This is a genomic window from Mycobacterium sp. SMC-8, assembly GCF_025263565.1.
In the GTDB taxonomy this organism is placed as follows: Bacteria; Actinomycetota; Actinomycetes; order Mycobacteriales; family Mycobacteriaceae; genus Mycobacterium.
The window spans coordinates 3,127,351-3,148,366 of record NZ_CP079865.1 but is presented as its reverse complement, the minus strand read 5'-3'; the positions used below and the strand labels follow the sequence as shown (position 1 = coordinate 3,148,366).

15 protein-coding genes are annotated in these 21,016 nt (G+C 66.8%); 5 read left to right on the top strand and 10 right to left on the bottom strand.

What is annotated here, in order from left to right; genetic code table 11:
* Positions 1–49: 49 nt before the first annotated feature.
* Together KXD97_RS15275 and KXD97_RS15270 are read left to right on the top strand one after the other, a co-directional pair.
* Positions 50–412: a hypothetical protein gene (locus KXD97_RS15275; protein ID WP_260757689.1), complete on the top strand. Its 363-nt coding sequence runs from the start codon at positions 50–52 to the stop codon at positions 410–412.
* Positions 413–1,040: 628 nt separating this feature from the next.
* A complete protein-coding gene (locus KXD97_RS15270) occupies positions 1,041–2,801 on the top strand; it encodes a YncE family protein (protein WP_260757688.1) in 1,761 nt (586 codons plus the stop codon).
* A gap of 36 nt (positions 2,802–2,837) precedes the next feature.
* On the opposite strand, the gene KXD97_RS15265 is transcribed toward KXD97_RS15270, so the two are convergent.
* Together KXD97_RS15265 and KXD97_RS15260 are read right to left on the bottom strand one after the other, a co-directional pair.
* On the bottom strand, positions 2,838–3,356 hold the full coding sequence (locus KXD97_RS15265) for a PH domain-containing protein (protein WP_260757984.1): 519 nt from the start codon (positions 3,354–3,356) through the stop codon (positions 2,838–2,840).
* Positions 3,357–3,477: 121 nt separating this feature from the next.
* Positions 3,478–4,722, bottom strand: a complete 1,245-nt coding sequence (locus tag KXD97_RS15260) for an IS110 family transposase (RefSeq protein ID WP_260751312.1) — start codon at positions 4,720–4,722, stop codon at positions 3,478–3,480.
* Positions 4,723–5,429: 707 nt separating this feature from the next.
* Here KXD97_RS15260 and KXD97_RS15255 point away from each other — a divergent pair.
* Positions 5,430–7,982, top strand: a complete 2,553-nt coding sequence (locus tag KXD97_RS15255; RefSeq protein ID WP_260757687.1) for a glycosyl hydrolase family 28-related protein — start codon at positions 5,430–5,432, stop codon at positions 7,980–7,982.
* A 5-nt stretch (positions 7,983–7,987) separates the two neighbouring features.
* On the opposite strand, the gene KXD97_RS15250 is transcribed toward KXD97_RS15255, so the two are convergent.
* The 4 genes from KXD97_RS15250 to KXD97_RS15235 form a co-directional block, all read right to left on the bottom strand.
* A complete protein-coding gene (locus KXD97_RS15250) occupies positions 7,988–9,385 on the bottom strand; it encodes an NAD(P)/FAD-dependent oxidoreductase (protein ID WP_260757686.1) in 1,398 nt (465 codons plus the stop codon).
* Between the two features lie 6 nt (positions 9,386–9,391).
* Positions 9,392–10,039, bottom strand: coding sequence for an undecaprenyl diphosphate synthase family protein (locus KXD97_RS15245; RefSeq protein ID WP_260757685.1), 648 nt, complete (start codon positions 10,037–10,039; stop codon positions 9,392–9,394).
* Positions 10,040–10,928: 889 nt separating this feature from the next.
* Positions 10,929–12,350 carry a sugar transferase gene (locus KXD97_RS15240; protein WP_396885422.1) on the bottom strand — a complete coding sequence of 474 codons (1,422 nt, stop codon included), beginning with the start codon at positions 12,348–12,350 and terminating at the stop codon, positions 10,929–10,931.
* 263 nt (positions 12,351–12,613) lie between these two features.
* Positions 12,614–13,321 carry a GAF domain-containing protein gene (locus tag KXD97_RS15235; protein ID WP_396885419.1) on the bottom strand — a complete coding sequence of 236 codons (708 nt, stop codon included), beginning with the start codon at positions 13,319–13,321 and terminating at the stop codon, positions 12,614–12,616.
* 124 nt (positions 13,322–13,445) lie between these two features.
* Here KXD97_RS15235 and KXD97_RS15230 point away from each other — a divergent pair, with 124 nt between their 5' ends.
* Positions 13,446–14,597: a glycosyltransferase family 1 protein gene (locus tag KXD97_RS15230; RefSeq protein ID WP_260757682.1), complete on the top strand. Its 1,152-nt coding sequence runs from the start codon at positions 13,446–13,448 to the stop codon at positions 14,595–14,597.
* Positions 14,594–15,946, top strand: coding sequence for a glycosyl hydrolase family 28-related protein (locus KXD97_RS15225; protein WP_260757681.1), 1,353 nt, complete (start codon positions 14,594–14,596; stop codon positions 15,944–15,946). The genes KXD97_RS15230 and KXD97_RS15225 overlap by 4 nt, the downstream gene beginning before the upstream one ends.
* On the opposite strand, the gene KXD97_RS15220 is transcribed toward KXD97_RS15225, so the two are convergent.
* Genes KXD97_RS15220 through KXD97_RS15205 form a run of 4 tightly spaced genes read right to left on the bottom strand, consistent with a single transcriptional unit; the run spans position 15,927 to position 20,788 of the window.
* Complete coding sequence (locus KXD97_RS15220) at positions 15,927–17,264, bottom strand: O-antigen polymerase (RefSeq protein WP_260757680.1); 1,338 nt, start codon at positions 17,262–17,264, stop codon at positions 15,927–15,929. The two genes, KXD97_RS15225 and KXD97_RS15220, sit on opposite strands and share 20 nt — an antisense overlap.
* The gene (locus KXD97_RS15215; RefSeq protein ID WP_260757679.1) at positions 17,264–18,430 is read right to left on the bottom strand and encodes a hypothetical protein; all 1,167 of its coding nucleotides are present in this window, start codon (positions 18,428–18,430) and stop codon (positions 17,264–17,266) included. The genes KXD97_RS15220 and KXD97_RS15215 overlap by 1 nt, the downstream gene beginning before the upstream one ends.
* Positions 18,423–19,541 carry a glycosyltransferase gene (locus KXD97_RS15210; protein ID WP_260757678.1) on the bottom strand — a complete coding sequence of 373 codons (1,119 nt, stop codon included), beginning with the start codon at positions 19,539–19,541 and terminating at the stop codon, positions 18,423–18,425. Before KXD97_RS15210 ends, KXD97_RS15215 begins: the two co-directional genes overlap by 8 nt.
* Complete coding sequence (locus KXD97_RS15205; protein WP_260757677.1) at positions 19,538–20,788, bottom strand: hypothetical protein; 1,251 nt, start codon at positions 20,786–20,788, stop codon at positions 19,538–19,540. Before KXD97_RS15205 ends, KXD97_RS15210 begins: the two co-directional genes overlap by 4 nt.
* Positions 20,789–21,016: the final 228 nt, after the last annotated feature.

The window sequence follows — 21,016 nt, the reverse complement described above, 5'->3', positions numbered from 1 at the left end:
GACTGCCATCACCCTCGACGAAAAATCCGGGCTAGTCGCCGCGGTGGCGATGAGCATCGGAGCGACGTTGACCGGAGCGCGGTTGGGCCTACTCGTCTCCGTCGCCGGTACGTTGAACACCGTGCCGGTGGCCTGGCTGGCGCTCGGCGCTGCGGTGTTAGCGGTCGGCTGGGCGCCGGGTGCGGTGACTGCGGTCGGTGCGGTGCCCGTGGTCGGCGGATTCCTGCTCAACGTCATCGCCGACAGCATCGGCGCCCCGTCGTGGGTGTCGACCTTCTCACCGTTCGTCCACATCGCCGCCACCCCGGCCGAACCACCCGACTGGTGGTTTCTCGCAACATTTGTGGTGATCGCCGGGTTGATGACTCTGGCCGGTGTCGCCGGATTTCAACGCCGGGACATCGCCGCCTGATCGTCGTCAGAGATTCCTCGCCACGAGCCCGCTTGATACCACCAGAACCCGGCAGTCGGCGGATCCACCGCGCGGTGTCGGTCAAACGTCTGACTCGTCGCGGAATCGACGGGCAACCGGACGTGAAGGTGCGAAGCTAGCTAACAAAACGAACTGAGGGGGAATCGTGGGGGCATCGGCGGGGGTTTCCGGTTCTGCGAGGCGGCGCAAGACTCGCGGACGTCATCGCGCGAAGCGCAATGGCCAGCACATATCCACATGGCTGGGCGCTGGTGCTGTCACGTTGGGAGTGGGTGCGGCACTGGCCGCGGCCCCCGGTGTTGCGCAGGCCGACGCCGGCTCGGAGTCATCGACCAACGCCTCTGCATCGTCGGCGAATGACTCGCAGTCATCCTCACGGGCTTCGGACGCCTCTCAGCGCGAGGCTGCCGACACAAGGCAGCGGACACTGCATCCGGCGCGAACCGATGACTCCGCCGACTCGGACGCAGAATCCGACACCGACTTCTCCGAGCGTGGCAGCGAGGAGAACGGCGTCGAGTCGAAAGCTACTCGCGTCGAAGACAACTCGGCCACCCAGGACAGTGACGACGACGGGGACGAGGCGGACCTGGATCCGGTCACCGGCGTGGCCGGCACCGACATCAGCAGCGTCGACGAAGGGGCCCACCGTTCGGCCCCTCCCCCGCAGCCGCCGCAAGCTGCACCGGCCGCGATCGAGTTCACGACGGCGGCCGTGGGCACCGCAGTAGCCGACGATGCGCCATCCACAGGCGATGCCCCGCTGAATGCGCTCGTCCCCGTCTCCGTGCTGTCTTCCGCGCTTCCTCCCAACCCGTCCGCCAAAGCCGACAGGGCGGCACCCACCGCGGAAACGCCGGCGAGCCCGCCGGATCAGTCCGCGCCCGATCACTTCGTGATGGCGGCAGCAGTGCCACCGTTCGAGGCCCCGAAAGTCGCCATCGTCGACAGCTACCAACTCACCGGTACGGCTGGCGGCACGACGACAAGTCCCGGCGGCCGATACGTGTACGTCGCAACAGGCAACGCCATTGACATCGTCGACACTCAATCCGACAAGGTCATCCGACTTTCGGTTCCTGACGAGGTCGACGACGTCGCGGCGGCCGGCAATTACATCGTGACGGTGAACTACCGGCCGAACCGGCCGAACGGGATGAGCGGCACCATGACCGTCATCGACGCCGGCACGCGGAAGGTCCTGAGGACCTTCCCGGTGTCGGTGGGCAATTATCTGGCCAATGTCACTCTCAGCTCCGACGGCCGCACGGCGTACGTCTTCTCGCACAACGGGAAGATGGGTGTCGTCGATACGCGCACGGGCACCCTGAAGCGGACGGTCGACGTGGGCGCGTACCTGCATGACGCCACCGCTGTCGAGGTACACGGGAACCGGGCCTACATCGCGCGGGACGATTCCCCCACCGGCAAGTCGCTTTCGGTGGTGAATCTGTCCACCGGTGCGGTCACCGAGGTGCCGCTGCCCGGGTCGTCGCGCGCAGTGGCCATCAGCCGCGATGGCAAGCAGGTGTACGTCGCAACGAGTAGCTCAGCTCTTGGCACCGATGCGGCGATAGCCATCATCAACGCGACCAACAACACCATCGTGACCACGATCCGAGGATCGGCCGATCCTCAGGCGCTCGGGATGGTCGACATTGTTGTCGGCGCGAGTGGCAGGTATATCTACACGACGTCATATACCGCCGGTGGTTATCTGATGTCGGTGATCGATGCCCGCAGTCACGCCATCGTCGATCGGGTCGATTTCGAGGGACGACCGTCCGAGATGACCCTCAGTCGCGACGGACGCTTCATCTACCTCGCCGACAGCAAGAGCAACGGCGCCGCCACCCTGTATGCCGTCAGCACGACCGTCGGCGATCCGAACTTCGAGGACACATGGCGGGGTCTCGCCACGGTGGGTGCGATCGTCCAGGTCCTCGACCGGATGGTCGAGAAGCTGAACAGCTTTCCGACGGTATGGCGGTTCGATGGCTTGCTGCGCTTCAAGGCGCTGAATGACGGCGTGACATCGATCATGGAAGGCGTCACAAGAGGGGATCTGCCACGGATCGTCACAGGTATCGCCGACGTCGTGACCGCAATCCTGCCGAAGCCGGCCGCCGCCGCGATCGAGATCGGCAAGGCCATCATCTCGATCGTCTTGCCTTTGAGTAACGAGGAATCCGAGAAATTCCTCAACTTCCGGGCACAGTGCATGTTCCACAAGAATGCCGACCAAATGAGCCCGTCGGAAGCGAAACGCTTCACCGACCGGTACGGCGGGGTGAGCGCAATCTGGAACATCCCGTTCGACTACGCCAGATACAACGTGGGCGGTTGGTTCGGCTCACCCTCCTGCTGACTCGAGGTCGGCCGAGGCCGACCGTCGGAGCCCGGGTCAGCTTGGGGACTCCTCGGTGCCGAGGGTGTCGAAAACCTCGTGGTAGAGCAGCGAATGGACGTGCTCGACGCGCGGGATGTCCTGGAATTCCAGCGGGTCCTGGGCGGCGGATTCGATGATCAGCGTGCCGGTGCGGAAGATCCGGTCGACAAGGCCGTGCCGGAACTCGACGCTGTTGATCCGCGCCAGCGGGATGTCGATGCCGGAGCGGGTGATCAGCCCGTGGCGGTACATCACCCGGCGGTCGGTGATGACGAAGTGGGTGGTCCACCAGTTCAGGAACGGCCACATCGACAGCCACCCGATGAGAATCAGCCAGATCGCTGCGATGACGGCGAACACGATGTTCTTCGCGTTCGACTCCCAGTCGAGGGTGTTGACGTAGCCGGCCACGAACGCGGCGGCCGCCGACGCAACGATCAGGACGAGCGCGGGGATGGTCAACCGCCCCCAGTGCGGGTGGCGATGCAGGACGACGTGTTCGTCCTTGGCCAGCACGTTCTCCGGGTAACCCACGGCAGCACTGTACTGGGGTTCGGCGAACTCGGCGGCCTTTCGTGTGGCTACCCCGGGATCGGTGGTGGACGGCGTAAGTTCTCCCTCGTGGATTGCAGGTGCGGGCATGAGTTGCCCTGTGTCAAGCCGCCCTGGGTTGATCCTGGTTGATCAGCTTTTGGAGGGCCCTGTGTTGGGTGGGATCGTAGGCGACTTCGTCGTGCCAGCAGTGCCAGAGGATGTAGAGCCAGGCGCGGGCGAGGATGCGCACGGCGTGGGGGTGGTCGTGTCCGCGGGCTCGGGCGCGGTTGTAGAGATCGGCAGCCCAGGGGTTGGCTCGACGACTGTCACCGGCGAAATCGCATACGGCGTCGCGGAGTTGTTTGTCTGCAGCCCAGCGGAATCCGACGTGTTTGACTTTCCCGGACTGGCGGGTGGAGGGGGCGACTCCGGCCAGGCACGCCAGCGATTCGGGGGTGGGGAACCGTGCGCGGCAGTCGCCCATTTCGGCGAGCAGTCGGGCGGCACGGAAGGTGCCCGAGCGGGGCAGGCTGGTGAAGATATGAGCATCGGCGTGAGCGTCGAGTTGCTCGGCGATGCTCTGGTCGAGGGTTTTGATCTGGGCGCTCACAGTGCTCAACACCTCGACGAAGGTCGCGGTGATGGTGGCACCGTCGATACCGGTGGCGCCGCGAGGCGCGGCGGTGAGTCGTCGGTGCAGTTCACTGGCGTGGGTGCGGCCGCTGTAGCCAACGCTGGCCAGCCAGTTGGCCATCCGGGTGACCGAGAGCCAGTCGGCGCGGTCCTGGCAGTCAAAGCGGGCCAAAAAGGCCAGGCTGATCGGCGAGTCGATATCGGCGAACAGCCCGATCGCGCCGGGAAAGACGATCATCAGATGAGCCCGCAGCTGGTTGGCGATCGCCACGCGGTGAGCGACCAGATTTTTGCGGGCTCGACAGGTCTGACGCAGGGCGACGGTGGCCGGGCTGTCGGGCTGCAGGGGCCGCAGCCGGGTCCGGTCGGTGCGCAAGGTGTCGGCCAGGACGAACGCGTCGAAGCGGTCGTCTTTGTTGCCGGCCGATCCGTAGCGCCCGCGCAGGTTCTTCACCTGGTTGGGACTGATCACCACGACGGTGATCCCGGCCTCGAGCAGGGCATCTACAACCGGACCGTCGGGGCGTTCGATGGCGACTTCTCCGACACCGACGCGCTGCAGTGTGGTGAGCAGATCACGCAGCCCAACGGCGTGGTGACCGATCGTTTTGCGGGTGATCTCGCGGCCTTTGGCATCGACGATCGAGACCGCGTGATCATCGCGGGCCCAGTCGATTCCACAGGTGAGCCCATTGGTGGGTTCCGTTGGCAGGGTATTTCGGGCAGACTTCATGACAGCCTCCTCGCTGCTAAGCCCAGTGGGGAGGCACCCTTATGTGCAGGTTCCGGGGCACGACTGCCGGTTCGCTCACTGAGCGGCGCTCGGTGGCGCATAGCCCTGTCGACGGTCAACGCGCCCCGGGTAACCACTGGCCTCCGCAGAACTCATGCTGGACATCGAATGTGTCGAGCGAGCAGGGCGATAGATCAGCGGCACCTCGGGTGCATCGGCAATCCATCCAAGATCACCGACACAAGGATGGTGCACCAGTGAGCGCTCCGCTCACGAGCACTTTCGCCCCGGCTCGGATTGCGGAATGTGCGAGTGCCTGCGATTTCGGCCCGACATCGCCCGTTGGCTCGCGTCGCTCTTTAAGCGCTAGTTCCAGCAAAAATCGCACCTCCGCAATCCCCTTGCTCTAGGCCATGATCGACCTCCCCATCTCCTTTCTGGTGAACTCGAAAACCAACCGGGGTCAGCTTGCTGTAGCGAGATCCACGGCATACGAGCGGCTTACGCGGCCGATGGCATACGACTTTGCTATATGCGAGCTGCCAACCTGAGTAGACTCGGCCGGCGCCGGGTTGGCGAATGGGGTATTAGCTGCCATAATCATGACTCCATGACGCGAGCGAAAATTGATGGGGGGGTCGCCCGCGATGAAAAACAGGGTTTGCCAAGCGTGTGGCGTGGTTATCGTTGCAGGCATCGGGCTGGCTATGAGCACCGGCCACGCGGCCGCCGGAGCCGAATCGTCGGCCGTTGAATCCTCGATCGGCAGTACGGCCTCGAACGCGGCCGGCACATCGACAGTTCCTGAAGCATCTCCGGCCGACCACGGTGGGGCCGAAGACGATCCCGACGGCGAAGCCGAGGATGAACCCGATACCGACGTCGCGGATGACACCGGCATCGACGACGTCGACACGGATAACGGCGTCGATGACGAGTCAGATGCCGGCTGGGCCGACGGTGCGGATCCCGACATCACCGAGGGCGAGGCGAGCGATGCCGACCACGGCGCTGACGCGGACGGCGGCAAGTCCTCCCCCGTCGTCGACAGCAGCGCCTCGGACACGTTCCAGCCGCCCACCCATGCGGACGGCACTCACACCGGGGACGCCGGAACCGAACAGATCGCGGCGCCGGAAGCGAGCGACGTCGACGACCTCACTGCTGAGCTGCCGGAGGCTTCCGGCGTCGGTGGCGCCGTCTCCACTGCCGAGCCGACTGCACAACTCGATGACCACGTGCCGCACACCAACATCACTCAACTCACTGCTGAGGACGCTGCCGCCCCGATGAACAAGACCGTCGGGTTCATGACCAAACTGCTTGGCGCGCTGGGGATCACAGACGAACGTCGCCACGCCGACTCGCCCATCGCGTTGGCGCTGCTGGCGTGCGCCCGTCGGCTCGACGCAGCGGCCGCCTCGACGGGGTCCACGATGGTGTGGCAGACCACGTCCCAAACGGGCACCACGATCAACGTCAGAGATTTCGGCGCGGTCGGTGATGGCGTCACCGATGACTCGGCTGCCATCAAGGCCGCCGAGGCGGCCCTGACTTCCAGTGCGCGCCTGTACTTTCCGGAGGGACAATACCGGTTCGCCCAGCAGCACCCGGCCGGCAACGCCGCGATCCTGCTCAAGGGACTGTCGAATGTCACCGTGGAGTTCGGCCCCGGCGCCAAGCTGCTCATGGACAATCTGGCAACCAACGGGCACGGCACCAGCCACGGCCTGCGTGTCGAAGGCGCGGCATCTCACGTGGCCATCCTCAACCCGACCATCGAGTGGGTCACCCGGCCGTCGGCGCGCAGCTTGGGAGACGGAATCTCCATACTCGGGTGGCCGTCCGATACCGCACCGCCGCCGGTATGGACCGGCTCCACCGGCAAGGTCGAGTACGTCTCCATCGTCAACGCACGCATCGTGAACACGCCGCAGTCCGGGGTCGTGGTGATGGGCGCCTCCGACGTGACGGTGACGAACATGACCGCCATCGGAACCCTGGCTGACGGACTGCATTTCAATGCGAGCCGGCGGGCGACGGTCAACGGCCTGGTCGCACAGAACACCGGCGACGACGGCCTCGCATTCGTCACCTACTACCACGAAAGCCAGCCGTGGACGTACGGCCCGACCGACGGCCCGTTCAACCTCGGCGTCCTCGGCGAATGGAACAACGGCGGCTCGGTAGCAAGCGACATCACGGTCACCGGCGGTCGCGCCAACGGGTTCCGCGTGCAGGGCGGATACGACATCACCATCAGCGATGTCACCGTCACCGACAAGGAGTTCGGTTTCCATGTCAACTCGGCCAAGGCATCCCACGTTGGCGACTGGACGAGTCTGGCGTCGCGCGATATTCGGATCTCCGACGTCACGATCGTCGACGTCCAAACCGGCGTGGTCCTGGCGACGAACAACATCGACGGCACTGAAGACGCCAAATGGTGGAACTTCTCCGGCGTGGTCATCAGTGACGTGACGATCCACGGGGCAAAGAACTGGTCGTTGGCGGTGGAGACACCGGCCGCGATGACGAGCAAATTCGCCGGCGTCACGTTGCGAAACATCTACGCCGAGACCGCCGGCGACGACGATGGACCGAATCTCGGCGGCAACGGCGGAATCCTGCTGGCATCGCTGCAGAACGCGGTGATCGACGGCCTCCGCCTGGTCTCCGCTCATAAGGCCGACATCAACCTGTTGGGGGCGGCGCAGATGCGCAGCCACCTTAGCGCCGCCGACCTCCCCTCGTCGAATCTGACGATTGACGGTATGAGCCTCGAGGGACCTGGCCGGATTCTGATCCAGGACATCGCCGGGGTGCAGTTTGGCGACGTGTCGTCGTCGGGTGCCGACAGCGCGGCCGTCGAGCTCTTCCGCGTCAAAGACGCGTCCTTCACCACGATCACCGCGCACCTGCCCGCGCGGGGCGCCGGCGGAGGGTATGGGGTGCGACTGCTGCAGGTGTTCGACGTCGACATCACCGAGACCGTTGTCACAATGGACGATCACGTCGGAAGCACCTGGTGGGCAGTGGAACTCGGTGGCGGCAATCCGCAGGACGGCATTGCCGGCAGCAACGTCTACGTCGGCACCATCACCTATGTCAGCGATCGCGACGCCACCGACTCACACATCGTGGTTCAGGGCGGTCCTTACGGACCGCAGAACTGGTCCCTCCACGCCTCCTGGTGGCATGGGGGCGAAGCGCAGCCGCAGTGGCGCTCAGCGACCTACGGCGACGTGAGCCCGGTCTGACCTCCTCAGTTCCGTAGCAGACCGCTCTCGTGGTAGCCGATGTCGGTGTTGACCTGCCACGGGTCGACGTTCTCGCCGAAGCACTGGGCGACGCTGCGCAGCGCACTGAGCATGGCGTGGTCCTGATTGTCGTAATGGTGCATTCCGTTGCGCCCTATCGGATACAGCGACGGATGCTGCCGCCGCAGGTATTCGCGGATCCGCACGACGCTGCGGTCGCGGGCCGGGTCGTAGATCGGGTAGGCGAACTGCGAACGCACGATCATCACCTTCTCGATGCCGGCGTCCCCGACGCCGAGTGCGCGCAAATCCTTCTGGACCAGATCGGTCAGGTGCGCGTCGTCGGCGTTCCACAGATCGCCGCCGGGGGCGATGAAGTATTCGAAGCCGAGGAAGGTACCGGCGAAGTCGGCCGGGGTCAGATCGGCCGACCAGCGGCGGTAGTTCTGGATGCGGCCGGCGTGGAAGTTCTTGCCGGGGGTGTACACCCAGTTGAACGGGATGTCGTGGTGCTGCCTGAGCGCGACGGCGACGGTGATCAGCGACCGGTGCCGCAGCGCGGCGGCGACGGCGCGAATGTGCTTGGGCGGTGCGGGTTCCAGCGCGTCGATGAGCAGCCGCAGCGGCATGCTGGAGAACACGGTGTCGCCGGTTGCGGTGTCCCCGTTGGCCAGTCGCACGGTCCAGCTGGCTCCGTCGTGGCGGAGCCCGGTGACCGGGGCGTTGAGCACCGGGGCGGCGCCGTTGGCGGTCAGTGCCGCCGCGGCTGCCTCCCAGAGCTGGCCGGGCCCGAGCCGGGGGTAGCGGAAGACGTCCTGCGAGGCGGGATCCGAGTCGTGGCCGCGCCGCCAGCCGATCGGCTTGATGCGCTGGTTGGCCCAGTCGCTGGTCAGCTCTTCGGGTTCGGTGAGCCAGGTCTTGCGGACGTAGCCGTCGAAGAACATCTCATACCAGTGGCGACCGAATTCCCCGATGCCCCATTGTCGGAAGTTCTCCGACGGGCGGTCGTTGATGCGGAAGTTGCGCCGCAGCCTTGACCACAGCAGGCTGCTCAGGCCGCGGGCGCCGCGCCGATACCCCATCTGGGTCAACAGGTCTCGTCCGAGCAGTGGGTACCGGACGTAGTGCCCGCTGACCAGCATCGCCGAGCGCCGGCCGACTGCGAGCCACTCATCGTGGGGCAGCAGCGATTTCCACAGATCGAGGATGTCCTCGTTGCGGGTGAAGAACCGGTGCCCGCCGGGGTCGATGCGCCAGTCGCCGTCGGTCGGGGTGCGCGCGAGCCCACCGAGGTGGGCCGACGTTTCGTAGAGCCGCGGGGTGACTCCCCTGTTGACCAGTTCCAGCCCGGCGGTGAGCCCGGCGGGCCCGGCGCCGATGATGATCGGATTCGTGGTCGCCATCGCCGGTTACTTTCCGCGCCGTTGCGGGAACTGCCGGTACTCGTCGACGAGGTCGTCGATGTGGTGCGCGGTCAGTTCGTTGAGCGGGGTGTCGAGGAACCGCAGCTGGGCGTACTGGCTCTGCAGCGGCAGGAATCCGCTGAGCAGCGGCTCGGCGGTGGTGCGGATGACGAGGTCGACCTCACCGATGGAGAACGCCTCGGTGATGTCACAGCCTTCGCGGACGGCGCGCTGATGGGCGGCACGTAGCTCCTCGGCGGCGTCGTAGGCGAGCAGGATGTTGATGCGGAAGGCGTCGCCGGTCATGGCGGTTTCGGCGGCGCGCGCCGCCGCGGCCAGTTCAGGTGGCAACAGGGTGAGGTCGCCGTGGATGTGGACGCCGACGACGGCGGGATCGAAGTGTTTCGGCAGCAGCGCGGCGAAGAAGAACGCCGACGCGGCGTACACGCCGTCCAGCTCATGCCCGGGCCGCCCCAAGTTGGCCCGGCTGAGGTTGTAGACGGTGACGGTCTGCACGAGGTTGCGTTGCAGTACGAGCAGGATTTCGACAACCTTCTGCGCGCCGAGCCGGTACGCGTCGGCCAGCGTCGCGCCGTTCGCGTCGGCCCACCGCCGCAGACCGTCCGGTATCAACCCCACGTGCGCGGGTTTCATGGCGACAAACTCCCCCCAAACTGCTGATCACCCCGCAGCAAAGGTAACTGAACTTACAACCGTCCGCGACGGTTTCGAGAACCAGGCCCGCCGCAGGCCAACTCACGGTCAGGCATCAGCCCAAACGCGTGGCCGGCTAACCCGGACGCCATCCCGGTACCAGGCGCCTGAACGGGCTACCGCAGCAAACAACAACGGCGATGCCCGCGCTTTCCGTATTGCGAAATACTCGGCGGCAAAAGCATGTTTCCGGCACAGGAACCGAAGTGCCGCCGAGGTGAAGTTTGCCGAACCCGGGGGATCGTGCGGAATTCCGATCATCGCGGCCGCGTCGGTGCGCTCGCTGTGGCGCTGGCGATCGGAACGGCGTTGTTGTCGATTCCTGTTGTCGCAGTAGCAGATCCCGGTACGTGGCAGAGGCCGTCAGCTGACCGTACGACACCGGATGCGCCCGACGCGACGTCGAACGCCGCCACGGCCCACGACGTTGCGTAGAACACCGGGTGCGGTGACATCAGCGAAGAGCAGAACGCTGACGATGCATCCTGGGTGCGGTGGATGCGGAGGTCGACGATCAAGAGGCCGCGGAGACACCTGAAGACAGCGTCGTCGTACTGACCAGGACGACGACACCACAGCTAACGATGTCCAAGAACCTGTGACAACTACCGCACCGCAGTCAACAGAGGGGCCGAGCACCGAGATCGCGGACGCAGACCGAGATTTCTCCGACGACGAACTCGTCGGAGCCGGAACCGGATCTGGCTGCCGCCGAGACCACCGACACCGCGGCCGGTGGCGCCGAGGAAGCGCCGGCCGCCGGTCACGGCGGGCCGGCTGACTCTCGCCACGTCGGCCGCCTACGCCGGGTGGCACACAGAAAGCCGGCTCAGTCCTCGGTAGGACGCAACACGGCGAGCACGGTCAACAGCATGATTCTCAAATCCAGCCGCACCGACCAGTTCTCGATGTAGTAATTGTCGAACTCCGCGCGGTCGGCGATGGAGGTCTGGCCGCGCAGGCCGTGCACCTGCGCCCAGCCGGTGATGCCGGCCCTCACCCGGTGCCGTTCGCCGTAGCGCCGGATCTGCATCTCGAACAATTCGACGAATTCCGGGCGTTCGGGGCGAGGGCCTACCAGACTCATGTCGCCGCGCAGCACGTTGACCAACTGCGGCAGTTCGTCCAGCGATGTCTTGCGCATGATCTTGCCGATCCAGGTGCGCCGGTCCTCACCTTCCACTCCACCCGGCGCGGCGCCGTCCCTCAGCGTGAACGCGGCGGCGGTGGGATCGGCCGGGCGCATGCTGCGGAACTTCAGGCACTGAAACACCTTGCCGTCGCGGCCTACCCGATCCTGGCCGAAGAAGATCGGGCCCGGAGAGCTGAGTTTGACCAGCATCGCGAGAGTCAGGAACAGCGGCGAGATGAGCAGCAGCCCGAAGGCGGCGACCACCCGGTCTGAGGCGTGTTTGACCGCGAAGTGCCACCCCTTGGGGTCGGTGTGGCTCAGGATCATCAACGGGATACCGCCGAGGTGTTCGATGAAGGAGCCGACGCTGACGGCATCCATCACCCGCGGCACCACGCGCACCTGCAGACCGAGTCCCTGCGCCGCTTTCACCGCGCGGGTCAACTCCTCCTCGGGCAGCGCGCTCGGTGCCACGATCAGCTCTTCGGCGCGGGTGGCGCGCGCCGCGATGTCGACGCTGTCAGGTGGGCCGAAATACGGCACGTCGAGCAGTTCGGCATCCGTCGGACGCTGCCCGTCGAGCACGCCGACCGGGCGCAGACCGTAATCGGCCACCTGCCGCATGCGGGTGATGAGCTGGTGGGCGATCGGCCCGGAACCGATGATCAGCGCCGGAGCCGCCGTGTGGTACTTGCGGCGGTAGTACCGCTGAACCATCGCCCGCACCAGGCGCAGCAACGGCGCGAGAACGGCGGCGAACACCCATATCTTGACGAATAATTCGCTGGGGCGAACGTACGCACCCGCCGGCTCGTTGGCCGCCAACGGTGGCACCAACACGATCACGAGCGCCATCGCGGTCAACGTCGACACCGCGACCGACGTCTCGATCGGTTCGAAGTCGTCGAAAAAGCTCCTGTTGAGGTTCCGTCGATAGAGCGACCGTGACGCGAGCACGATGAGCAGCAGCGGAACGAACACCCACGAGTACAGCGCGATGTTGCGTGCGGTCACATCGCCGTCGACCGCCCACTGCCCCAGCAGCACCGCGCACGACGCAGCCAGGATGTCGAGCCCCACCGTGAGTACCGAGTACCACGGGTCTGTGCGCAGCCGCATCACCCATCCGGACAGCTCGGAGGGTTCGTGCCGTACGGCCTCTTCCGACACATCCGGCCGCGGAGCGGCAGCCCCGTCAGCGCGCTCACGACTCGCAGTCTTCACGCCTGGTTGCACGTGTTCAGTCCCCCGAAAAAGCGATCCGTTGAACCCCACTCTAAGTGTGCTGAGGAGTAGACGCAGTGAATTCGAACGCGTGGCATCCGACTTTGCCAATGTGGGAATCACAGCAATAGGATGAAACGTTGCTGTGACCCTGCGAATCAGCGGTGTCGGTCGGGTTCGGGAGCGAACGCCCGCTCGGCGACGATCTGCGCGAGGTCGGTCATGATCTGCACATGGCCAGTGCCCCACAGGCGTGGCCTGTTGTCGAACACGCACAGTGTGCCGATCGCGTGTCCGGCGCGGTCGGCCAGCGGAATCCCCAGGTAGGCGATCACGGCACCGGCTTGCACCACCGGATGGTGCTTGAACACAGGATCCGTCCTTGCATCCTCGAGGATCAGCGGCACGTTGTTTGCCACGGCGTACTGACACACCGAGTCTTCGAGCGGCGTCTGCCTTTCCTCGGCGGCCACGCCGCCCATCCCGACCGAGCTCTTGAAAAATTGCCGGTCCACGTCGATCAAAGACACCGCGGCGAACGGCGCGTCCAGCGCGTCGGCTGCAGCGCGAGTGATTCGGTCGTAGGTCGCCTCGGGCGGCGAGTCGAGCAGCCCGGTGTCATACAGCGCCCGCAGCCGCTCCGGGTCGTGCACGGCGGCCGAGACATCCGGCATCGCGTCCGACGCGAACACGCCTGCCTGGGAGAGGCGCACCAACAGATCCTTGGTCACCGGGTCCTCGGCGCGCGTCAGGTCGGCCACCATCTGCGCCCCCACGGCGCGGGCGACGTAGGCGTCGACGTCTTCCCCGGCTTCCCGCGCACACCGCTCGAGCATGCGATTGAGGGAATCGTCGAACCTGGACAGAAACGTGCTCACACACCGACGGTAACGGACTGTGACGCCCTGCACATATCGACGGGCCCGTTAATCCTCCTTTCTGGGGCGGGCCCGTAACCTTGGTTGCACCGCTGAGGATCAGGAGGAGCCTGTGGTCGAAGCCCGAACCCAGGGCAAACACGGCGTGGACGTGTTGTTCGACGCCCGGCATGTCCGCCAGAGCGGCATCGGCACCTACATCCGCACGCAGCTTCCGACACTCGAAGAAGCCGCAGACCGGCACGGAGTCTCGTTGGCGGTTCTGGCAGATCCGGACACCGCGCCCGATCTAGGGCCCCGCACCGAGCTGGTCCACGCGGAACCTGCGTCGGCGGCGATGTATTCGGCGGCGGAACAGAGGGTCTGGCGGCGGGCGTTCGCGGCGACGCGGCCTCGCGCGGTGTGGCTGCCCCACTATCCGTATCCGCTGGCGAGGATGCTGGCGGGCAACCGCCGGATGCTCACCTACGTGACCGTGCACGACATCATTCATCTGCTGCCCGAGGACATCAGCGGACAGAACCGCGCCCGCCGCGCGTACGCCCGCGCGATGCTGCGCGCCGATGCGCGCTCGTGCCGGCGCATCTTCACCCCGTCGGAAGCGACCGCCGTGACCCTGAGAGGGATCGAGAGGTCTGCTCGGACGCTCGTGACCCCTATTCCGGTGGACGACATCTGGTTTCAACCCGCCGACCCGGCCCTGTCGCCTGTGACGGGCCCGTATGTGCTGTATGTCGGAAACACCAAGCGGCACAAGAATCTCCCGCTTGTGCTGGAGGCGTTCTCCACACTGGCCGACGTCCTGCCGCACAAGCTGGTGATCGCGGGGGGTGGCGCGTCGCTGCGCACCGCCGACGACCGGGTCCGCCGGCTGGCCGAGGACATGGGTGAGCGCGTGGTCGTGATGGGGCAACTGGACTTCGTGGTGCTGCGGGCGCTGGTGGCCTCGGCCCAGCTGCTGGTGATGCCATCACTGTATGAAGGCGCCGGACTGCCGCCGCTGGAGGCGATGGCGTCCGGCACCGCCGTGGTGGCCTCGAACATTCCGGCCGTCCGCGAAACCTGCGGTGCCGGCGCCGAATTCTTCGACCCGCACGATGCCGGCGCGCTGGCCGCGCTGATCCACACCTACTGTTCTGACGACGCGGCCCGGGCTGATCTCGCCCAGCGCGGGTTGGCCTACGTCAAAGCACGCCAGCAGCAGATCCGCCCGGCCGCGGCAGCCGATGCCATCTGTGCCGACCTCACCGCCGGCCCGCCGTGAGGATTTCCCGACGCACATTTCTGATCAGCGCCGCAGCGGCCGGCGCTGCCGGCGTGGCGCTGCCCGACCACCGACAGCGGCACGCCGTCCTCGACGTGCGGGAGTTCGGCGCCAAGGGTGACGGCGTCACCGACGACTCCCGGGCCATCCAGGCTGCCGCCGCCGCCCTGCGGCCCCACAGCACGCTGCACTTCCCCCGCGGCACCTACCGATTCGCACAGCACCGGACTCGGCGCGACGCGGCGATCGTCGTCGCCGGCGTCTCTGACGTCGCGGTCGTGTTCGATCCCGGCGCCGAGCTTCTGATGGACAACCTGGACCCGACCGGGGCCGGTGCCGGTCACGCCGTGTTGGTGCACGGACCGGCTTCACGGATCCTGTTGCACCACGTCAGGATTCGGTGGGCGCACGACGCGCGGCGGTCGCTCGGCGACGGTATCCGCGTGGTGGGCGGCCCCGTGGTCGAAGGATCGAGCTTCGCCACGGCGCCGCGCGGGTGGCCGGGTCCCGTCAACGGGGTCACCCTGACCGACTGCGTGGTGCAGGGCAGCCCGCAAGCCGGGGTCATCATGATGGGAGCTGCTGCCATCGCCGTCACCGGGCTGCGGGTCACCGGCACCAGGGCCGACGGCCTGCATTTCAACGCGTGCCGACAGGCCAGGATCGAGGACTACCGCGCCGCGGACACCGGCGATGACGGGCTGGCGCTCGTCACGTACTACGCCGACGAACCGCTGTTCGACACCGACTCGTCGACGTTCGCGTTCCCGGCCCTGACGGATTGGTCCAATACCGATTTCACGATCGACGGCGCCCATGTCACCGGCGGCAGGGCCAACGGCGTCCGGATCGCCGGCGTCCACCGCGCCACGCTCACCGGGCTGGCTGTCCACGGGGCGCGCGCCGGCGCGGCCGTGATGGTCGACTCCGCCGAACCGGGCGCCGACGCCGGCTGGGATTACGTCGCCAGCCGTGGGGTGCGCCTGGCCTATATCACGGCGACCGACTGCAACATGGGGCTTCACCTGCTGGCCCGGCCGGGGCCTTCCGGTGATCCCCGCTTCACCGAGTTCGATGTGACCGTCGACGACGTGCGAATCGAGCGGTGTGAGAACTGGTCAGTGCGGGCCGAGTCACTGACCGACCGGAGGGTCAGCGGGCTGCGCCTGCGCAACTGTCGCATTTCTTCGGCGTCCACGACCGGCGGCAACGGCGGGGTCGGCATCGGCAACGCCCGCGACATTTCCCTGGCCGACGTCTCGATCCAGCACACCGAACCGGTGACGGCGTTCGACACCGTGAATGCCGGCGGCTTGACTGTCGACCGTCTCAGCGTGAAGCAGCCTTAGCGGCAGGCGGTCCCAGCCTCGACGCCACCACTGCGCCCGCAGCGGTGAGTAACAGCAGGAAGATCACGATGCCGTAGATCAGGATCTGCACGCGCCATACTTCCAGGAAGCAGTATCCGACCACCCCCGCGGACGCGGCGATCACGGGACTCAGGCTGAAGATCCGGGCGAACGCGTAGCCGGCGACGCCGTAGGCCAGGATCGTGTACAGCCAGCCCCAGGCGCCGTACTCGGCGTAGGTGTCGGCGAACACCGAATTGGTGAAGAAGTTCCCGGCGAAGGTCACCGAATAGCCGTACACCGACGCCTGTTTCCAGCTGTCGTCCTTGGCGATCTTGTTGAACTGCAGAAACGTGGGTTGCACGGCCGCCAGAGATTCCGCCGCGCCGCCAGGGTTCTCCCAGGCGCCCCGGCCCACCGCGTCGGCCATACCCAGTGAAACCTGCGCCGGTACAGCCAGATACGCCCCGGATTGGTACACGTTCATCTCGATCGGGTTCGAGATCCCGGCCTCGCGGTAGTAGTTGGCGTTGCGGACGTAGTTGAGTACCGTGAGCAGACCGAACCCGGTGGCCGCGATCAGTGCGACCGCGATCAGTGCCCGCACCGGTGATCCGGTGCCCGGTTCGCGGTGTACCCGTCCGCGCACCCACGCCGCCAGGTACACCGCACACGCCATCAACAGCGACAGCCGGGATGCGATCATCGCGTTGGCGAACAGCAGCAGCACCCCGGCCACCATGTAGGGCCAGCCGATCACCTTCTTGCGCCACAGGTACACCGCAAGCGGCGCGGCGAGAATCGTGGCGTAGCGCAGGGTTTGGGGACCCGCGAAACCGGACAGGGCATTGCTGAAGTCGTTGGCGGTCTGCTCGCTGAGCGACGCGATGATCGCCGGAACACCGCCGACCTTCCAGAACGAATACAGCACCCCGACCGCGCCGGCGGCCAGGATCAAGAAGAAGTAGCGTCGTTCGAAGCCCGCAGTGTTGGTGCGGTCGGCTCCGGTCAGCGGTCGGGACCGGTGGGTGCCCCACCAGTAGCCGACCATCGACACCATCACGATCGCGAAGTACCACAGCACCAGCAGCGCGATGCCGCGCCCGCTCACCGCGGCGGGGGCCGAGAATCCGGTCAGCGCCTCGGACGCGGTCTGGGCCGTCCCGAGTTTCTGCCGTGCGACCAGTCCGAACCATGCCAAGAACGACATGGCGACCGGGGCCAACAGCAAGGTCGCGGGGGTGAACCATGCCGGGGCGCGGGAGGACGTGTTGCCGTGTCGCACAAGGAAGGTGTCGGCGGGCGCGGTGAGGGTCATCAGCGGGACCGTTCCCCTTGCCGGCGCAGTCCGAAGGAGTCGGCATAGTCGGGTGCGCCCTTGACCGCGGCGAAGTGGTAGACGACGGCGGTGATCATCTCGGCCACGACGAACGCGGCGAAGATCGCCTCGGTGGATCGCCACAGCAGCAGGAAGCCGACGCTGATCACCAGGTAGACGACGGTGCTGGCGCCACGAATCCAGAACACCAGCACCGTTTTCCCGGCTTTGCGCAGCGCGGCGAACGGGACCGTGGAGACGAGCATGACGGCCTTCCACAGCGCGGCCAACAGCAGGGCCGCTACCCCAACGGCGTCCCATGCCGGGCCGAACACCAGGCTGCCGAAGCCGCCGAATGCCGCGGCCAGCACCGCAACCATACCGACGACGAAAACGACGACGAAGGGGCGGAGTTCGCCGCGATGCCCGTGGGCGAGTAACCGGTATCTGCCATAGGCCAGGATCGGTTCGACCGCGCCGGCGACGGTGGAGATGACGCGGAAGGTCACCGACGCGGCAGGCCCGACCATCACGAGTAGCAGTGAGGTGATGGCCGGTTGGACGGCGCCGACAACCGCGGTCTCCGCGGTCACCCACCCGGACCTGCGGACGTCGGGCGGAAAGCCCATGTTCGGCATGCTTTTTCGCGGTTGATACCGCACCAGGACGGCGAGGAACGCGCCGACGGCGAGCACCTGCACCGCGTGCGGGTTGTGCTCGGTGGCCATCCACAGCGCGATCACGCTGGCCACGACCAGCAGCGTCGCGCCGAAACCCTCGCGCTTCCACTCGCCTGTCACCACGCCGATCGACCGCGACATCAACAGACCGGTCATCACCCCGATGGAACTGCCCATCAGTACCGCCGACGAGGCAACCGCGGGGCCGATCACCAGAGGCGCTGCGGCGCACAGCGCGAGCACCACCACCCACCCTGGCAGGCCGGGGTCGCCTTCGGCGTCGGGGGTGGCGAGCCGGCCCTCGACGACGAACGCGTTGACCAGTTGCGCGACGTAGACCCCGACGGCCAGCGACAGCGCGAGGAAACCCTGGGTTTCGATGGGCGCGATCCGGGCGTAGATGGCGATGAAGATCGCTGGGAAGACGTTCAGCGCAAGACCGGCGGCCACCTGGACGGCGGTCTGCAGATGCTTGCTGTCAGCCATCGCGGCGGGCCGCCAGCGTCTCTGCCACCACCTCGGACATGTTGCGGCGGAACGTCTCCGGTGAGAACGTCTCGGCGTGCCGTCTGATCCGGACCGGGTCGTAGCCGCTGGTGTCGAATGTCGCGAAGGTCTCGGCGAAGCGCTCGACCACCTCGGCGTCGTCGGCACCGGTGACGAACGTTCCGGTGACGCCGTCAACGACGCTGTCGAGCGCGCCGCCGACGCCGAGCGCGATCACCGGTGTGCCGCAGGCCATCGCCTCGACCGGGGTGATGCCGAAGTCCTCCTCTCCCGGCATGACCATCGCCCTGGCACCGCGGTAGAGGTCGCGGAACTTCTCGCCGGAGACCCGGCCCAGGAAAACGACGTCTCCGCCTTCGGCGAGCTTCTGGCATTTGGCCGCGTCGCGGCCGGCGCCGGCGACCACCAGCTTCACCCCGGCCCGCACGGCGGCCCTGATCGCGACGTCGGGGCGCTTGTAGGACACCAGCCGGCCGGGCAGCAGAAAGTAGTCACCGCGGGTCTGGCCGGGATCGGGCCGGTAGAAGTCGACGTCGACGGGCGGATGGACCACCTGCGACTCGCGGTTCCAGTGGTCTTTGATCCGTTGAGCCACCGCGGTGCTGTTGGCCACGATGGTGGTCATCTTCGGCGCGGCGGCCAGTTCGGTCCTGATCGCCAGCCCCGACAGCGCGTCCAGGGCAAGGCGGCCGGGCAGTGACGACGCCTCCTCGGCGCGCATCGCCTTGTCCCACGCCCAGCGCGCCGGCGAGTGGACGTACACGATCGTCGGCCTGGGCACGGCAGCATGCACCGCCGCGGCGGCGGCGAAGTGGTGGCTGATGATCACCGCGTCCGCCGAGCCGAAGTCCCGGCGCCGCAACCACGCCGGCACCAGCGGCAGCAGCGGCGCATAGCTGCGGTAGCGCGCCGCCCGGTAAGCCGAAGACAACGCGCCGGTCTGCACCTGGGCCGAGAATGACGCGTCGACGCGCCGGTCGACGATCGGGATGGTGACCGGCGCGTCGGGCCACTGCCGGGACAGTTCGGCGACGACGTTTTCCGAGCCGGCGATCTCGGTCAGCCGCTCATGGACGAGCGCGACTCTCACTGCGCGCTCCCCCCGCGTCGGCGCCTCAGCCAGCGGGCCGACGGTCGCCGCACGGTGAACGCAGCGAACGTGGGTGCGGTGGCAGCAGCGATCGCCGAGCGCAGCATCAGCACCTGCGCTGTGGTGTCGCCTTCGATCTGAGCAACGGCGACGACGGTGGTGGCGCCGGCGATGACGGCAGGGGTCAGCGACGGGTCGCCGACCGCGCCGCCGTGCACGATGCGGGTGGTGACCGGCTCCGTCGAGGACGGCGCGGCGTGCAGTCCTGAGATGCTCGCCGCGGCCGGCGTGCTCTCGGCGGCCGCGAACTCCAACAGCGTCGCCACCACCGATGACCCTGACGTCGGCGATGCGCCGAGCACGAGGATGACCTCATTTGATCCAGAGGCCAGGCACTGGGAGTACAGCGCGCGGGCAAGGCGGATCTGGTCGTCGGTCCAGGCCTCGCGTGGTGGCAGGTCGAGATCGATGGCCGGCAGCAGCACCCCGTCGACGCTTCCGGTCAGCGTTTTCACCACCGAGCCGCGCCCCGCACGGCGTCGTCGGGCGAGCAGTAGCGCGATCGCACATGAACCACCGACCAGCGCACCCAGGATGGCGCCGATCAGCCACTGCGCGGAACTGGGATGGTTCGGTGTCGGTGGCTGCACCACCAGCAACTCGCTCGCCGCGGCGGCCTGCAGTTCGACGCTCTCGCGCACGCGCTGGATCTCGAGCGCCCGTGTCGGGTCGGTGTCATTGCGCTGCCACTCCGACAACGTGGGCAAGATGGAGCGCAGCTGCGCGTCGACGCGCTGGTCGAGCTCTTGGCCGTACAGGTCGATGGCCGCCTGCACGGTCCTGATGGCGTCGTCGCGGGAGCTGCTGCTGTAGCTGACCGTGACCATGGCCGACTCACTGGCCTGCGCGACCATGAGTTCGGCGGGCTCGTCCATCGCCATCTTCCTGGCAACAGCCTGACTGAAGCCCTCCCCGGTCATGTAGGCGATCTCGCCGGAGACGAAAGTCGCTGTGTTGTCCTGGTTGTCGGGGGTGACCTGGCTGGCCCCGCCGGCGATCGCGGTCAGGTCGGCCGGGTTCTGCAGCCGCAGAAACGCCGTGGCGGTGGTGTCAGAGGTCAGGGCACCGAAGGCGAGCCCGCCGATGAGCGCCCCAGCGCACAGTCCGACGAGCGCACCCAGGGTCAGCTTGGTCATCACGACCCGGGTTTCCACTGCGGAGATCAGCGCGGTCGCGGACGCCGGCACTTTCGACACGTTGTCAGACAACTCTGTGGCGCTCCGTCCCTGAACCTGTTGCGGTCATCCATGGTAGATAGCCGTGGGCGATTTGCCGGCCGGACGCCTCGATTCGCGGGTCGGCGCGGCTAAGATCGTTGCGGATCAATATGTAGGGCTGTTCACACACTTGTCGCCGCACTGCGATTTCAGCAAAGGAATGATTGCCCGCCCCGGTAGAAGTTGGGTTTGATTGTA

Coding starts and splice junctions, on each gene's coding strand:
- KXD97_RS15245 (WP_260757685.1), bottom strand. CDS start 10,039: ATGAAACCCGCGCACGTGGGGTTGATACCGGACGGTCTGCGGCGGTGG.
- KXD97_RS15215 (WP_260757679.1), bottom strand. CDS start 18,430: ATGGCTGACAGCAAGCATCTGCAGACCGCCGTCCAGGTGGCCGCCGGT.
- KXD97_RS15240 (WP_396885422.1), bottom strand. CDS start 12,350: ATGCGGCTGCGCACAGACCCGTGGTACTCGGTACTCACGGTGGGGCTC.
- KXD97_RS15250 (WP_260757686.1), bottom strand. CDS start 9,385: ATGGCGACCACGAATCCGATCATCATCGGCGCCGGGCCCGCCGGGCTC.
- KXD97_RS15255 (WP_260757687.1), top strand. CDS start 5,430: ATGAGCACCGGCCACGCGGCCGCCGGAGCCGAATCGTCGGCCGTTGAA.
- KXD97_RS15275 (WP_260757689.1), top strand. CDS start 50: ATGAGCATCGGAGCGACGTTGACCGGAGCGCGGTTGGGCCTACTCGTC.
- KXD97_RS15220 (WP_260757680.1), bottom strand. CDS start 17,264: ATGACCCTCACCGCGCCCGCCGACACCTTCCTTGTGCGACACGGCAAC.
- KXD97_RS15260 (WP_260751312.1), bottom strand. CDS start 4,722: ATGAAGTCTGCCCGAAATACCCTGCCAACGGAACCCACCAATGGGCTC.